At 71.2% G+C, this 13,999-nt stretch carries 14 protein-coding genes; 7 read left to right on the top strand and 7 right to left on the bottom strand.

Annotation, left to right across the window (positions count from 1 at the left end; translation table 11 throughout):
* Nucleotides 1-307: 307 nt before the first annotated feature.
* On the bottom strand, nt 308-1,891 hold the full coding sequence (locus ACZ7IF_RS23750; RefSeq protein ID WP_470974560.1) for a Na+/H+ antiporter: 1,584 nt from the start codon (nt 1,889-1,891) through the stop codon (nt 308-310).
* Between the two features lie 76 nt (nt 1,892-1,967).
* On the opposite strand from ACZ7IF_RS23750, the gene ACZ7IF_RS23745 reads away from it, so the two are divergent.
* The 3 genes from ACZ7IF_RS23745 to ACZ7IF_RS23735 all read left to right on the top strand — a co-directional run bounded on the left by ACZ7IF_RS23745 (nt 1,968) and on the right by ACZ7IF_RS23735 (nt 3,893).
* The gene (locus ACZ7IF_RS23745) at nt 1,968-2,228 is read left to right on the top strand and encodes a UBP-type zinc finger domain-containing protein (protein ID WP_470974557.1); all 261 of its coding nucleotides are present in this window, start codon (nt 1,968-1,970) and stop codon (nt 2,226-2,228) included.
* 256 nt (nt 2,229-2,484) lie between these two features.
* Complete coding sequence (locus ACZ7IF_RS23740) at nt 2,485-2,898, top strand: ATP-binding protein (RefSeq protein ID WP_033218654.1); 414 nt, start codon at nt 2,485-2,487, stop codon at nt 2,896-2,898.
* A 17-nt stretch (nt 2,899-2,915) separates the two neighbouring features.
* The gene (locus ACZ7IF_RS23735) at nt 2,916-3,893 is read left to right on the top strand and encodes an RNA polymerase sigma factor SigF (protein WP_470974554.1); all 978 of its coding nucleotides are present in this window, start codon (nt 2,916-2,918) and stop codon (nt 3,891-3,893) included.
* Between the two features lie 31 nt (nt 3,894-3,924).
* On the opposite strand, the gene ACZ7IF_RS23730 is transcribed toward ACZ7IF_RS23735, so the two are convergent.
* Nucleotides 3,925-4,368: a hypothetical protein gene (locus ACZ7IF_RS23730; RefSeq protein WP_470974551.1), complete on the bottom strand. Its 444-nt coding sequence runs from the start codon at nt 4,366-4,368 to the stop codon at nt 3,925-3,927.
* Nucleotides 4,369-4,452: 84 nt separating this feature from the next.
* On the opposite strand from ACZ7IF_RS23730, the gene ACZ7IF_RS23725 reads away from it, so the two are divergent.
* Both ACZ7IF_RS23725 and ACZ7IF_RS23720 read left to right on the top strand, forming a co-directional pair.
* Nucleotides 4,453-5,418: a diacylglycerol/lipid kinase family protein gene (locus ACZ7IF_RS23725; protein ID WP_469111150.1), complete on the top strand. Its 966-nt coding sequence runs from the start codon at nt 4,453-4,455 to the stop codon at nt 5,416-5,418.
* Between the two features lie 320 nt (nt 5,419-5,738).
* On the top strand, nt 5,739-5,996 hold the full coding sequence (locus tag ACZ7IF_RS23720; RefSeq protein ID WP_004937597.1) for a WhiB family transcriptional regulator: 258 nt from the start codon (nt 5,739-5,741) through the stop codon (nt 5,994-5,996).
* Between the two features lie 160 nt (nt 5,997-6,156).
* On the opposite strand, the gene ACZ7IF_RS23715 is transcribed toward ACZ7IF_RS23720, so the two are convergent.
* Nucleotides 6,157-7,626, bottom strand: a complete 1,470-nt coding sequence (locus tag ACZ7IF_RS23715; RefSeq protein WP_470974546.1) for a sensor histidine kinase — start codon at nt 7,624-7,626, stop codon at nt 6,157-6,159.
* Nucleotides 7,627-8,015: 389 nt separating this feature from the next.
* The gene (locus tag ACZ7IF_RS23710; protein ID WP_470974543.1) at nt 8,016-8,609 is read right to left on the bottom strand and encodes a TetR/AcrR family transcriptional regulator; all 594 of its coding nucleotides are present in this window, start codon (nt 8,607-8,609) and stop codon (nt 8,016-8,018) included.
* A gap of 86 nt (nt 8,610-8,695) precedes the next feature.
* Between ACZ7IF_RS23710 and ACZ7IF_RS23705 the strand changes: the two genes are divergently transcribed.
* Complete coding sequence (locus tag ACZ7IF_RS23705; RefSeq protein WP_470974540.1) at nt 8,696-9,457, top strand: SDR family oxidoreductase; 762 nt, start codon at nt 8,696-8,698, stop codon at nt 9,455-9,457.
* Between the two features lie 137 nt (nt 9,458-9,594).
* Nucleotides 9,595-10,380, top strand: a complete 786-nt coding sequence (gene nagB, locus ACZ7IF_RS23700; protein ID WP_470974538.1) for a glucosamine-6-phosphate deaminase — start codon at nt 9,595-9,597, stop codon at nt 10,378-10,380.
* Between the two features lie 75 nt (nt 10,381-10,455).
* Here the strand turns inward: nagB and ACZ7IF_RS23695 are convergent, their stop codons facing one another.
* Genes ACZ7IF_RS23695 through ACZ7IF_RS23685 form a run of 3 tightly spaced genes read right to left on the bottom strand, consistent with a single transcriptional unit; the run spans nt 10,456 to nt 13,841 of the window.
* Nucleotides 10,456-11,943 (bottom strand): glycoside hydrolase family 3 protein, encoded by a 1,488-nt coding sequence (locus ACZ7IF_RS23695; protein WP_470974535.1) that lies wholly within the window; start codon nt 11,941-11,943, stop codon nt 10,456-10,458.
* 6 nt (nt 11,944-11,949) lie between these two features.
* Nucleotides 11,950-12,786 (bottom strand): carbohydrate ABC transporter permease, encoded by an 837-nt coding sequence (locus tag ACZ7IF_RS23690; RefSeq protein WP_470974684.1) that lies wholly within the window; start codon nt 12,784-12,786, stop codon nt 11,950-11,952.
* Between the two features lie 35 nt (nt 12,787-12,821).
* Nucleotides 12,822-13,841: a carbohydrate ABC transporter permease gene (locus tag ACZ7IF_RS23685; RefSeq protein WP_470974530.1), complete on the bottom strand. Its 1,020-nt coding sequence runs from the start codon at nt 13,839-13,841 to the stop codon at nt 12,822-12,824.
* Nucleotides 13,842-13,999 lie beyond the last annotated feature (158 nt).

The raw sequence follows: 13,999 nt of genomic DNA, 5'->3' as shown, positions 1-13,999 counted from the left end.
GGTGGGGTGTCGTCCGGGACCAAAACGAGATGAATTCGGCGCGCGGTACCCCGCACATCCGCATCCGGATCGGGCGCCGAACATCGAAGCCCGTCCCGGACGACACCCCACCCCGGCACCGACCCCGGCCCCGCAGCCACCCCACCCCGGCCGACACCCGGGCAACACACCCGACCCCGACCCCGGGCAACACCCCACCCGCACCCCGCCCGGCAGGGCAACACCCCCCACCGGCAACCGCCCGGCCAGGGCAAAGGCCCGGCCAGGGCAAAGGCCCGGCCAGGGCAAAGGCCCGGCCAGGGCAACGTCACCCCGACCCCTCCCGATAGGCCGCCGCCTCCTCCAGGTCCAGGCGGCGCAGCAGGGCGCGGAGCATCTCGTCGTCGATGCGGCGGCGGTCGCGGAGGGAGACGAAGACCTCCCGTTCGGCCTCGATCATCTCCCGGGCCAGCCGCCGGTAGACGTCGTCCGCCGACTCCCCCGTCACCGGGTTGACCTCGCCCAGCCGCTCCCACACCGCGTTGCGCCGCCGTTCCAGGACCGTCCGCAGCCGGTCCGCCAGCGGCGGCGGCAGGGTGCTGTTCTCCGGCCGTTCCAAGAGCTCCGCCAGCCGCTCCTCCGCCGCCCGCGAGGCCTCGCTCTGCGCCTGCGCCTCCGCGAGGGTCTCCGCCTGCGCGTCCCGCGACGGCAGCTTCAGCGCCCTGATCAGGGGCGGGAGGGTGAGGCCCTGGACGACCAGCGTGCCGATGACGGTCGTGAAGGTGAGGAACAGGATCAGGTTCCGGTGCGGCACGTCCATCGGCACGGAGAACGCGATCGCCAGCGAGACGACCCCCCGCATCCCGGCCCACCCCACGATCGTGGGGGACTTCCAGTCCGTCTCCGGCTCCCGGTGCCGGATCCGCTCCGACACCCACCTCGGCACGAAGGTCGCCGGGAACACCCACACGAACCGCGCCGCCACCACCGCGAGGAACACCGCGAGGGCGTACCAGGCCGCGGCCGCCCCCTCGTACTCCCCGAGCCCCTTCAGGACCACCGGCAGCTGGAGCCCGATCAGCGCGAAGACCACCGACTCCAGCACGAAGGCGACCACCTTCCACACGGCCTCCTCCTGGAGCCGCGTCGCGAAGTCCACCTGCCAGTTGCGGTGGCCGAGGTACAGCCCGACGACCACCACGGCCAGCACCCCCGACGCGTGCACCCGCTCCGCCGCCGCGTACGCCACGAACGGGATGAGCAGCGACAGGGTGTTCTGGAGCAGCGGCTCCTTCAGCCGCTTCCTCAACTGGTGGATGGGGACCATCAGCAGCAGGCCCACCCCGACCCCGCCCACCGACGCCAGCAGGAACTCCGCGACCCCGCCCGCCCAGCCGGCACTGACGCCGACCGCCGCGGCCAGCGCCACCTTGTAGGCGGTGATGGCGGTGGCGTCGTTCACCAGGGACTCGCCCTGCAGGATCGTCGTCATCCGGTTCGGCAGCCCCAGCCGCCGCGCGATCGCCGTCGCCGCGACCGCGTCCGGCGGCGCGATCACCGCGCCCAGCACCAGCGCCACCGGCAGTGACAGCCCCGGCACCACCAGGTAGGCGGCGTAGCCGACGGCGAGCGTCGCGAAGAGCACGTAGCCCACCGACAGCAGCGCGATGGGCCGTACGTTGGCCCGCAGGTCCAGGTACGAACTGTCCACCGCCGCCGTGTGCAGCAGCGGCGGGAGCAGCAGCGGCAGCACGATGTGCGGGTCGAGGGCGTACGAGGGCACTCCCGGCACGTACGCGGCGATCAGGCCCGCGGCGACCAGCAGCAGCGGGGCCGGCACGGGCGTGCGCCGGGCGACACCCGCCACGGCGGCGCTCCCGGCGACCAGCGCCACCAGCGGCAATACCTCCATCGAAGATCCATCCCCATCCGTCGTCACCGTCGTCGCGCCCGCACCCCGGCCGCACCCCGGCCGTAACCTGGCCATCATGAGCGAGTGCACCCACGTTGCCGAACTGCCGCGCCCCGAGCCGGTCCCGCACGCGTTGACCTGCCCGGAATGCGAGGCGCTCGGGAGCCATCCGGTACAGCTGCGGATGTGCCTCGGCTGCGGGTACGTGGGGTGCTGCGACTCCTCCCCCCACCGGCACGCCACCGCCCACCACCAGGAGAGCGGACACCCCGTGATGCGGAGCTTCGAACCGGGCGAAACCTGGCGCTGGTGTTTCGTCGACGGTTCCATCGTCTGAGGGCCCGGGTTGGATCTTCCGGGGACGACGGTTCGATCGGCGGCAGCGGGGTAGGTCAACCCTCCGCCGGTTCCCCCGAATTGGGCCCGCAGACCTCTAGCCACTGTGCGTACTCATGGGCTTACCATCAGTCACCGCACTTGGCGGGGTCGGCCCGGTCGCTCCAAACGGGCGCCATGAGGGGTGCCGCGACACGATCGCCCGGATCGCGATAGCGTCACCGGCGAACAGAGCTCGTACCACCTTGGAGGTGAGGGTGTCCCAGATCGCAGGCGAGCCCGGGACCCAGGACTTCGTGGAAGTCCGGCTGCCGGCTGCGGGTGCCTACCTGTCGGTGCTGCGAACGGCCACGGCCGGTCTCGCGGCACGTTTGGACTTCACCCTCGACGAGATCGAGGACCTCCGCATCGCGGTGGACGAGGCCTGCGCGATCCTGCTCCAGCAGGCCGTGCCGGGCTCCGTCCTCAGCTGCGTCTTCCGGCTGATCGACGATTCGCTGGAAGTGACCGTCTCCGCTCCGACCACGGACGGGCGGGCGCCGGAGCGCGACACCTTCGCGTGGACGGTCCTGTCGGCCCTGGCCGGCAAGGTCGAGGCGACGGTCGAGGAGAACAAGACAGTGAGCATCAGCCTCTACAAACAGCGCGGCGCGGGGCCAGGCCCGGCGTGAGCGGCGGGGAGATCCCGGTGCGGGGCGGGGATCGGCCCCGGGTGAGGCACGAGGTCGACGGCGGCATCCCGGAGCAGCAGCACGCCCGGCCGCACCCGGCTGACGCGGATGCGGAAGACGGCTTTTTGGACTCGGCGGAGCGACGGGCGGGCCCTATGAGCGAGAACCAGCACGACCAACCACAGCCCCCGGAGGCAGAGGCCCCGGAGGCGCCGGCCGCGCCCCTGGCGGTGCCGGATCCGCGGGACCGCAGCGGCGCTCGGGCCCTGTTCTTCGAGCTGCGGCAGCTGCCCGAGGGATCACCCGAGCGGGCGGAGCTGCGCAACCGGCTGGTCCGGATGCACCTGCCGCTGGTCGAACACCTGGCGCGGCGGTTCCGCAACCGCGGCGAGCCGCTGGACGACCTGACCCAGGTCGCCACGATCGGCCTGATCAAGTCGGTGGACCGGTTCGACCCGGACCGCGGGGTCGAGTTCTCCACGTACGCCACACCCACCGTGGTGGGCGAGATCAAGCGGCACTTCCGCGACAAGGGCTGGGCGGTACGCGTGCCCCGGCGGCTGCAGGAGCTGCGGCTCTCGCTGACCACGGCCACGGCGGAGCTGTCGCAGCAGCACGGCCGGTCCCCGACGGTGCACGAGCTGGCCGAGCGGCTGGGGATCTCCGAGGAGGAGGTGCTGGAGGGGCTGGAGTCGGCCAATGCCTACAGCACGCTCTCCCTGGACGTGCCGGACACCGACGACGAGTCGCCGGCGGTCGCGGACACCCTGGGCTCGGAGGACGAGGCGCTGGAGGGCGTCGAGTACCGGGAGTCCCTCAAGCCGCTGCTGGAGGGGCTGCCGCCGAGGGAGAAGCGGATCCTGCTGCTGCGCTTCTTCGGCAACATGACCCAGTCGCAGATCGCGCAGGAGGTCGGCATCTCTCAGATGCACGTCTCGCGGCTGCTGGCCCGCACCCTGGCCCAGCTCCGGGAGAAGCTCCTCGTCGAGGAGTAGGAGGAGGGCCCGGCTCCGGTCGAGCCCTGGGCTATCGGGCCTGGTCCCCCGGTCCGATGCCCAGCGCCTCGGTCGCCGTCGGGTTCACCAGCAGAGCGGCGACGGCCACTGCGGCCAGGGCGAGGGCCACGGCGGCGGCGGTCATCGCCCCGCCGGTGGTCCACAGCGTCCAGGCCACCGGCAGCGCCATCAGCTGGGTGATCAGCGCCGGGCCGCGGCTCCAGCGGCGGCCCAGGCGCAGCCCGCGCGCCGCGACCAGCGGGAGCGCGGCGAGGGCGAGCAGGGTGATGCCGCCGGTCTCGGCCTGCTGCGGGGAGTCGGGGTCGCCGGCGATGCCGACGAACAGCATGTAGACGCCGAGCCCGGCCAGGGCCAGGCCCTCCAGCGCGGTCAGTGCGGCGGCGGCGGTCAGCCGGCCCGGCAGCGCTGCGGGCTCGGGGGCGGCGGGGGCTTGGGGGCTCGGCTTCTTGCTCACCCCAGCAGGGTAGCCGCGTGCCGGGGGGCCCGGACGGTACGGTCGGTATGGGCCGCATATGGAGGGGTGGGTACTCTGGCGACCATGCGTGCTCTTCTCGTGGCCAACCCTGCAGCGACGACCACCAGTGCGCGCACGCGCGACGTCCTGACCCATGCCCTGGCCAGCGAGATGAAGCTGGAGGCGGTGACCACCGAGTACCGGGGGCACGCGCGCGACCTCGGGCGCAGGGCCGCCCGGGAGGGCGTCGACCTGGTGGTGGCGCTCGGCGGCGACGGCACCGTCAACGAGGTCGTCAACGGCCTCCTGCACGAGGGCCCCGATCCGGAGCGGCTGCCGGGGCTGGCCGTGGTCCCGGGCGGTTCCACGAACGTGTTCGCCCGCGCGCTCGGGCTGCCGAACGATTCGGTCGAGGCGACGGGTGCCCTGCTGGACGCGCTGCGGGAGAAGCGCGAGCGGACGGTGGGGCTGGGGCTGGCGTCCGGCGTCCCGGGGACCGAGGACGAGTCGGTGCCGGAGCGCTGGTTCACGTTCTGCGCGGGCTTCGGTTTCGACGCCGGCGTGGTGGGGCGGGTCGAACAGCAGCGTGAGCGCGGCAAGCGTTCGACGCACGCGCTGTACGTGCGGCAGCTGATGCGCCAGTTCTGGGAGGAGCCCAACCGGCGGCACGGCACGATCACGCTGGAGCAGCCCGGCGCGGATCCGGTGACGGATCTGGTGCTGTCGATAGTCTGCAACACCTCGCCCTGGACGTATCTGGGGAACAAGCCCCTCTACGCCTCTCCGGAGGCGTCGTTCGATACCGCACTTGACGTATTGGCGCTCGACCGTTTGTCAACTCCGGCCGTGGCCAGGTACGCGACACAGCTCCTGACCTCGACTCCTGAACGCGGTCCGCACGGCAAGCATGCGGTGTCTCTGCACGATCTGACGGACTTCACCTTGCATTCGAAGGTTCCGCTCCCTTTCCAGATGGACGGGGATCACCTCGGACTGCGCACCAGCGTTCGGTTCACAGGCGTACGCCGTGCACTGCGTGTGATTGTGTGAGTGGAAGGGCCCAAAGTCCTTTCAGTCGAACGTTTACACGCCAGTCCACCCCTAGGAACTAGGGCTGTGACCTAGTAGACACCGACGAATCCAAAAAAACTTTCCGGAAGGGGTTGTATCCCCGTCCGAGGTTTGCGAATCTCTACATGGCGATCGGGACAGCCCGCAGAACCCGGCACCCACACAGAGCGCCAGAACCCCACCACGAATCTTCGGACCGCACCAGGCAACTGGGCGTCGGCCCTTCCCTCACGGGGGGATTCGTGAAAGCGTTCACATTCACAAGCAACCTGCCCGCAATACAAGGAGATGGAGCAGCCATGGACTGGCGTCACAACGCCGTTTGCCGCGAGGAAGACCCGGAACTCTTCTTCCCCATCGGCAACACCGGTCCTGCGCTGCTGCAGATCGAGGAAGCCAAGGCCGTCTGCCGCCGCTGCCCCGTCATGGAGCAGTGCCTGCAGTGGGCGCTCGAGTCCGGCCAGGACTCCGGCGTCTGGGGCGGTCTCAGCGAGGACGAGCGCCGCGCCATGAAGCGCCGCGCCGCTCGCAATCGGGCGCGTAACGCCACCGCCTGACATCGACTTTCGAGCCTCGAGCCGCAGCGCGTAGTACCCATATAAGCGCTCAGCAACGTGCTCTTGAGCCCCGGACCGGGAACCTTCGGTCCGGGGCTCAGTGCTTTGCCGCCGCAGTACGACCGAACGGCCCGTCACGTTGAGTGACGGGCCGTTCGTGCTACTTCTGCGGGCTGGCGGGTATGTCGAGGACGACCCGGGTGCCGCGCGGCTCGGCCCGGACCATATCGAAGGTGCCGCCGAGCTCGCCCTCCACGAGGGTCCGTACGATCTGCAGCCCGAGATTGCCGGCCCGCTGGGGGTCGAAGCCCTCGGGCAGGCCGCAGCCGTCGTCGACGATGGTGATCAGCAGCCGGGAGTCGTTGCGGCCGCTGCCGGAGCGGCTGGCCGACACCTCCACGGTGCCGCCCTCCCCGTGGGTGAAGGCGTGCTCCAGGGCGTTCTGGAGGATCTCGGTCAGCACCATCGACAGCGGAGTGGCCACCTCCGCGTCCAGGATCCCGAACCGGCCGAGGCGCCGGCACTCCACCCGGCCGGGCGAGATCTCGGCGACCATCGCGATCACGCGGTCGGCGATCTCGTCGAACTCGACCCGCTCGTCGAGGTTCTGGGACAGGGTCTCGTGCACGATCGCGATCGAACCGACGCGGCGCACCGCCTCGTTGAGCGCCTCGCGGGCCTGGGGCGAATCCATTCGGCGGCCCTGGAGCCGCAAGAGGGCGGCCACGGTCTGGAGGTTGTTCTTCACCCGGTGGTGGATCTCCCGGATGGTGGCGTCCTTGGTGATCAGTTCACGTTCGCGACGGCGCAGTTCGGTGACGTCGCGGCACAGGACGAGGGAACCGATGCGGGTCCCCTTGGGCTTGAGCGGGATGGCGCGCAGCTGGATGACCCCGCCGTTGCCCTCGACCTCGGTCTCGCGCGGGGCCCAGCCGCTGGCGAGCTTGACGAGGGCCTCGTCCACCGGGCCCCGGGAGGGGGCGAGTTCGGCGGTGGTGGTGCCGAGGTGCTGGCCGACCAGGTCGGCGGCCAGGCCGAGGCGGTGGTAGGCGGAGAGGGCGTTGGGGGACGCGTACGTCACCACGCCGTCGGCGTCGAGGCGGATCAGGCCGTCACCGACGCGCGGGGAGGCGTCCATGTCGACCTGCTGCCCCGGGAAGGGGAAGGCGCCCGCGGCGATCATCTGGGCGAGGTCGGAGGCGGACTGGAGGTAGGTCAGCTCCAGCCGGCTCGGTGTACGCACAGTGAGCAGGTTGGTGTTCCGCGCGATCACGCCGAGCACCCGGCCCTCGCGGCGGACGGGGATCGACTCGACGCGGACCGGCACCTCCTCGCGCCACTCCGGGTCGCCCTCGCGCACGATGCGGCCCTCGTCGAGGGCGGCGTCCAGGAGCGGGCGGCGGCCGCGCGGGACCAGGTGGCCGACCATGTCGTCCTGGTAGGAGGTGGGGCCGGTGTTGGGCCGCATCTGCGCCACGGAGACGTACCGGGTGCCGTCGAGGGTGGGGACCCAGAGCACGAGGTCGGCGAAGGAGAGGTCGGAGAGCAGCTGCCACTCCGAGACCAGCAGGTGCAACCACTCCAGGTCGGTTTCACTGAGAGCGGTGTGCTGGCGTACGAGGTCGTTCATGGAGGGCACCTTGCGAGCGTACCCCGGGTACGAGGATGACTTTCCCCACCACGAATACTCAGGAGTATCCAGGAAGGGCACACTCCGCGTACTGTTGGAGGAAGTGACGGGTCAGTAGACCCCGCACTTGGATGGACAGGACAGATTGGTCTAGTCCACAATTGGGTTTCAGACTTCCGCCCTCCCCGCACAGGAGGACGGATCGAGGTGGCCACGCGTTCTGCCCTGACCGCGCAGGCACCTCCCAAACGGCCGCCGGGCACCGCACACCCTACGGCCGTGAGTACTCCGGGCTACGGTGCCGGGTGGGTTGAGGGTCCCGCCCTGCACCGTGGCCCAGAGGAAATCGCCTCTCGTGCGGATCCCCCCGGCGGATTCCCCCGGATTCCCTAGCGCGGCCAGGCCAGCAGAGCCCGCTCGGCGACGGCCTCCAGCTCTTCCCGGCCCGCCCCGTCGCGCGACTGCTGCGACATCCCCTGGAGCACCGCCCCGGCGAAGCGGGCCAGCGCCCGCGCGTCCGTTCCGGCCGGCAGCTCGCCGCTCGCGATGTCGGCCCTGATGCGGCTCTCGAACAGGTCCAGGTTGGCGTTGCGGCGCTCGCGCAGGGCCTCGGCCACCTCCTCCGAGGTGGTGTTGGCGGCCGCGCTGATCACCATGCAGCCCGGCGGGTGGGCGGGGTCGGTGTAGATCTCCGCCGCCTCGCGCAGGATGCGGCCGATGGCCGCGGCGGCGGTGGGCTCCTCGGCGAGCGCCACGCTCGCGAAGTCCCCGTACCGGCTGCCGTAGACCACCACGACCTCGTCGAAGAGCTTGCGCTTGTCGCCGAAGGCGGCGTAGAGGCTTGGCGCGCCGATGCCCAGGTTGCGGGTCAGGTCCGCGATGGACGTGGTCTCGTAGCCCTGCTCCCAGAAGGTGAGCATCGCCTTGTCGAGGGCGGCGGCCCGGTCGAAGGAGCGGGGTCTGCCGCGCTGTCCTGTCACCATGGGCGCCATTCTATAGCGGCCGCTATGGAATCTGGTACGGTCCCTTTCTGTAGCGACCGCTAGCGAATGATGAAGGGGGGCGCGTCATGGGCGTGCTCAAGGGGAAGACGGCACTGGTCACGGGTGGCAGCCGGGGCATCGGCAGGGCCGTGGCCGAGCGGCTGGCCCGGGACGGGGCGCTGGTGGCGGTGCACTACGGGCGCAACGAGGCGGCGGCGAAGGAGACCGTCGGGGCGATCGAGGCGGCCGGGGGCCGCGCCTTCGCCATCGGGGCGGAGCTCGGGGTGCCCGGGGACGCGCAGGCGCTCTGGGCCGCGTACGAGGCCCACCCCGCGCACACCGGGCGGGTGGACGTCCTGGTGAACAACGCCGGGGCGGCGACCTTCGCGGGCATCGGGGAGACGGACGAGGAGACCTTCCAGCGGATCCAGGCACTGGGCGCCCAGGCGCCGTTCTTCGTGATCAAGCACGGGCTGGAGCGGCTGGCGGACGGGGGGCGGATCGTGAACGTGACCGGCACCCCGGACATCGCACTGCCGGCGATCCTGGCCACGGTCATGGCCAAGGGCGCGGTGAACGCGCTGACGGTGTCCCTGGCCGCCGCGCTCGCACCGCGCGGGATCACGGTGAACTCGGTGGGCCCCGGCATCACGGAGACCGACCTGAACGCGGCCTGGCTGGCCGATCCGGCGGCCCGGGCGCACGCCGCCTCCCGCTCGGTCTTCAACCGGGTGGGCACGGCGGAGGAGGTCGCCGACGTGGTGGCCTTCCTGGCCTCGCCGGACTCCCGCTGGGTCACTGGCCAGCACCTGCACGCCACGGGCGGCCTCCAGCTGGCGCTGCTGTAACGGGGCCGGGAGCGGGGGCGCGGGGCGGGCGCCGGGATCACCATGGAAGAGGGGCGGAGGGCCGCCTTCCGCAGACGGCCTCTGCTAGATTGGTCTATACCACAAGCGCCCAACCTCTCCAGATCGGCAGGCCCAGCGTGGAAGTTGTCATCGTCCCGGACGCCAAGGCAGGCGGCGAGCTCATCGCGGAGGCCATGGCCGCCCTGGTCCGCCGCAAGCCCGACGCCCTGCTCGGCGTGGCGACCGGCTCTACCCCGCTGCCCATCTACGAAGCCCTCGCGGCCAAGGTCAAGGCCGGCGAGGTCGACGCCTCCGCCGCCCGGATCTGCCAGCTCGACGAGTACGTCGGCCTGCCGGCCGGGCACCCGGAGTCCTACCGCGCGGTCGTGCTCCGCGAGGTCGTCGAGCCCCTCGGCCTGACCGAGGCCTCCTTCATGGGCCCCGACGGCTCCGCCGCGGACGTCCAGGCGGCCTGCGAGGAGTACGACCGGGCCCTCGCCGCCGCCGGCGGGGTGGACCTCCAGCTGCTGGGCATCGGCACCGACGGGCACATCGGCTTCAACGAGCCCTGCTCCTCGCTCGCGTCCCGCACCCGCATCAAGACGCTGACCGAGCAGACCCGCGTGGACAACGCGCGCTTCTTCGACGGCGACCTGGACCAGGTGCCGCACCACGTCATCACCCAGGGCATAGGCACCATCCTCGACGCCCGCCACCTGGTCCTGCTGGCCACCGGCGAGGGCAAGGCCGAGGCGGTCGCCCAGACCGTCGAGGGCCCGCTGTCCGCCCTGGTCCCGGCCTCGGCGCTGCAGCTGCACCGACACGCGACCGTCGTCGTGGACGAGGCGGCCGCCTCCAAGCTGAAGCTGGCCGACTACTTCCGCCAGACCTACGCCGCCAAGCCGTCCTGGCAGGGTCTGTAAGAGCCCTACGGCATGCGAGAAGGCCGGGCCCCCTCCACGGGACCCGGCCTTCTCGTGTCTCAGGCGCGTCCGGTCTCAGGCGCGTCCGGCGATGACCTCGGCCGCGGCCCGCCCGCACACGCGGGCGGCCCCGTGCGTGGCGACGTACAGCGCCCCGCGCGGCTCGGCGCGCGGCAGGCCCATCTCCACGACCACGGTGTCCGGCCTGGCCGCCACCAGGGCGTCCAGGATCTCCGTCATCCACGGGTGCCGGTGTGCGTCGCGGACCACCGCCACGACGGTACGGTCCCCCGCGGCCGCCAGCACGTCGGCCGCTGCGGAGCCCTCGGGGTAGACGCCCGAGCCCGTCCCCGGGAGCAGCTCGGCCAGCTCCGCGGCGACCCCCCACGGGGTCTCGTCGCCCACCGCGATGTTCGCGACGGGCGCGAGCGTGGCGACGTACGGGTCGGAGACCGGAGCCGCCGTGCCCGACACGACGACGACCGCGCGGCGGGCCGCCGTCAGGCCGATGCCGGACGCGCCGCTCCCCTCCCGCGGCGCGTCCGGGCGGGACCGGAGGGTCCACTCGGCGAGGGCGCGTACCCGGGCGGCGGCGTCGGCGAGCCGCTCCTCCGGGAGCACGCCCTCGCGTACGGCGGCGACCAGCGCGTCGCGCAGACGCAGCACGGTCGCCTCGTCGGCGAGGCCCCCGCCGACGCAGATGGCGTCGGCGCCGGCCGCGATGGCGAGCACCGAGCCGCGTTCGATGCCGTACGTCCCGGCGATGGCGTTCATCTCCATGCCGTCGGTGACGATGAGGCCCTCGTAGCCCAGTTCCTTGCGCAGCAGACCGGTGAGGATCTGCGGGCTGAGGGTGGCGGGGCGGGTCGGGTCGAGGGCGGGCACCAGGATGTGGGCGCTCATCACGGCCTTGGTGCCGGCCTCGATGGCCGCCTTGAACGGGACCAGCTCGCGGGCGTGGAGGGTGTCCAGGCCGACGTCGATGCGGGGCAGCGCGTGGTGCGAGTCGACGTTGGTGTCGCCGTGCCCCGGGAAGTGCTTGGTGCAGGCGGCGACGCCGGCGGCCTGGAGGCCCTCGACGTACGCGGCGGTGTGCCGGGCGGCGAGCGCGGTGTCGGCGCCGAAGGAGCGGACGCCGATGACCGGGTTGTCGGGGTTGGAGTTGACGTCCGCGGACGGGGCCCAGTTGAGGTTGACCCCGCACTCGGCGAGGCGGCGGCCCAGCTCGCGGGCGACCTCGCGGGTCAGGGCGGTGTCGTCGACGGCGCCGAGGGCGAGGTTGCCGGGGAAGGACGAACCGCCCCGGACCTCCAGGCGGGTGACGTCGCCGCCCTCCTCGTCGATGGCGACGAGTACGTCCTCCCGTACCGCCCGCAGCTGCGCGGTGAGCGCGGCGAGCTGCTCGGGCGAGGCGATGTTGCGGCCGAACAGGCCGACGGCGGTGAGCCCTTCGCCGACCTGGCGCAGCAGCCAGGCGGGGGCGGTGGTGCCCTCGAAGCCGGGCTGGAGGACCGCGAGGGCGTCGCGGGTCAGGGTGTCGGTGCGGTGCGCAAGGATCGTCATGGTCCGTTATCCCTTCACGGCGCCGGAGGTCATGCCGCCGACGGCCTTGCGCTGGAGGAAGATGAAGATCACCAGGACGGGGATCGCGAAGATCGAGGACGCGGCCATGGTGGCGCCCCAGTCGTTGCCGAAGGCGGTCTTGAACTGGGTCAGCCACAGGGGCAGGGTCTGGGCGGTCTTGTCCTTGTTGAGGATCAGGACCATCGCGAACTCGTTCCAGGCGGTGATGAAGCCGAAGAGCGAGGTGGACATCAGGCCGGGGGCCAGCAGCGGGAAGATCACCTTGCGGAAGGCCTGGCCGCGGGTGCAGCCGTCGATCTGGGCGGCCTCCTCCAGGGTCACCGGGACGGCGGCGATGAAGCCGCGCAGGGTCCAGATGGTGAAGGGGAGGACCATCACGAAGTAGATCGCGGTGAGCAGGCCGATGCTGTTCAGCATCTCGGCATCGCGGGCGATCATGTACATCGCGATGACCATGACCTCCCAGGGGGCCATCTGGGCCATCATCACGCCGAGGACGAGGCCCTTGCGGCCCTTGAACTTCATCCGGGCGATGGCGAAGCTCGCGGCGAGGGCGACCAGCAGGGCCAGCAGGACGGCGCCCACGGTGACGACCAGGCTGTTGGTGACGTACGTCCAGAAGTTCTCGACGCCGGTGGCCTTGTCGAAGTTGTCCAGCGTCGGGGTGAAGACGAAGACCGGGTCCTTGGTGAGGATCTCGCTGTTCGGCTTGAGGGCCGAGGAGAACATCCAGTAGACCGGGAAGACGAAGACCAGGGCCAGGAGCACCGCGCCGGCGTTCTTGGCGACGGTCGCGGGGCGCAGCGGCTTGCGGGTGCGCAGCTGCTGTGCGGGCTTTTCCGGGGCGGTGGTGGTGCTCACTGCTCCTCCTCCTGCTTCAGGATCAGGCGGAAGTAGAAGGACATGACGACCAGCAGGATCAGGATCGTCAGGACGGAGATCGCGGCGGCGAGGCCGTAGTGGGCCTGGCTCTGGCCCTCGACGTAGGCGAAGACCGGGAGGATCTCGGAGGCGCGGTCGGGGCCGCCCTTGTTCATCGCGTAGACCTGGGTGAAGGCCTTGAAGACCCAGATCACCTCGAGGAACGTGGTGACCAGGAAGAAGGGCTTGAGGTTCGGGAAGACGACCTTCCAGAAGGTCTGCCAGCCGTTGGCCCCGTCCATGCGGGCCGCCTCGTACAGCTCGGCGCCGACCGTGGTGAGGCCGGCGTACATGTTGAGGGCGACGAAGGGGATGGAGCCCCAGACGACCAGGAGCGTGATGATCGTCAGGGTGGACAGGCCGGTCTCGAACCAGTTGTGCTGCTCGTAGCCGGAGAAGCCGATGGTGCGCATCACCCAGTTCATGACGCCGAACTGCTCGTCGAACAGCCAGTAGAAGACCTGGACGGAGGCGACGATCGGCATGGCCCAGGCCATCACCAGCGCCATCGACAGGACCAGGCGCATCCACTTGCCGAGGCGGTTCAGCAGGATGCCGATGAGGCTGCCGATCACCATGATCAGCACGACGTTGGCGAGGGTGAAGGCGAAGCTGCGGACGACGACGGTCCAGAAGTTCGAGTCGCCGAGCAGCTGGGTGTAGTTGTCGAGTCCCGCGAAGGGGTACTTCCGCTGGATGAACTCGATCTTGTTGATGTCCTGGAAGGACAGGATCACGTTCTTGATGAGCGGGTACAGCAGCAGGAGCGCGAGGCTGGCCACGGCGGGCAGGACCAGCAGGTAGGGCAGCCACCCCGAGGGGAGCGACTTTCTGCCCCCGCGAGGAGACGTATCGGGGCCGGTCTTGGCGGTGGGCGCCTTCGGCGGCCGTCCGGCGGACTTGCGTGGTGCGTCCTGTGGAGCGCTGGTCGCCGCTCCCTGGGAGTGCACGGTCATGGCTTGGCTTCCTCGCGGTTGACTGTGGAGTCAAATGCGCGACCGGGGGGGGGGGGGGGGGGGGGGGGGGGGGGGGGGGGAGAGGGGGGGGGGGGGTGGGGGGGCGAAAAACGCGAGGAACGAGGGGGGGGGGGGGGGTGGGGGGGGCCGCCCCCCCG

The sequence above is a fragment of the Streptomyces sp. NPDC037421 genome (assembly GCF_055602105.1).
Note: the sequence above shows the minus strand (reverse complement) of the source record. Positions and strands in the feature narration are given on the sequence as shown.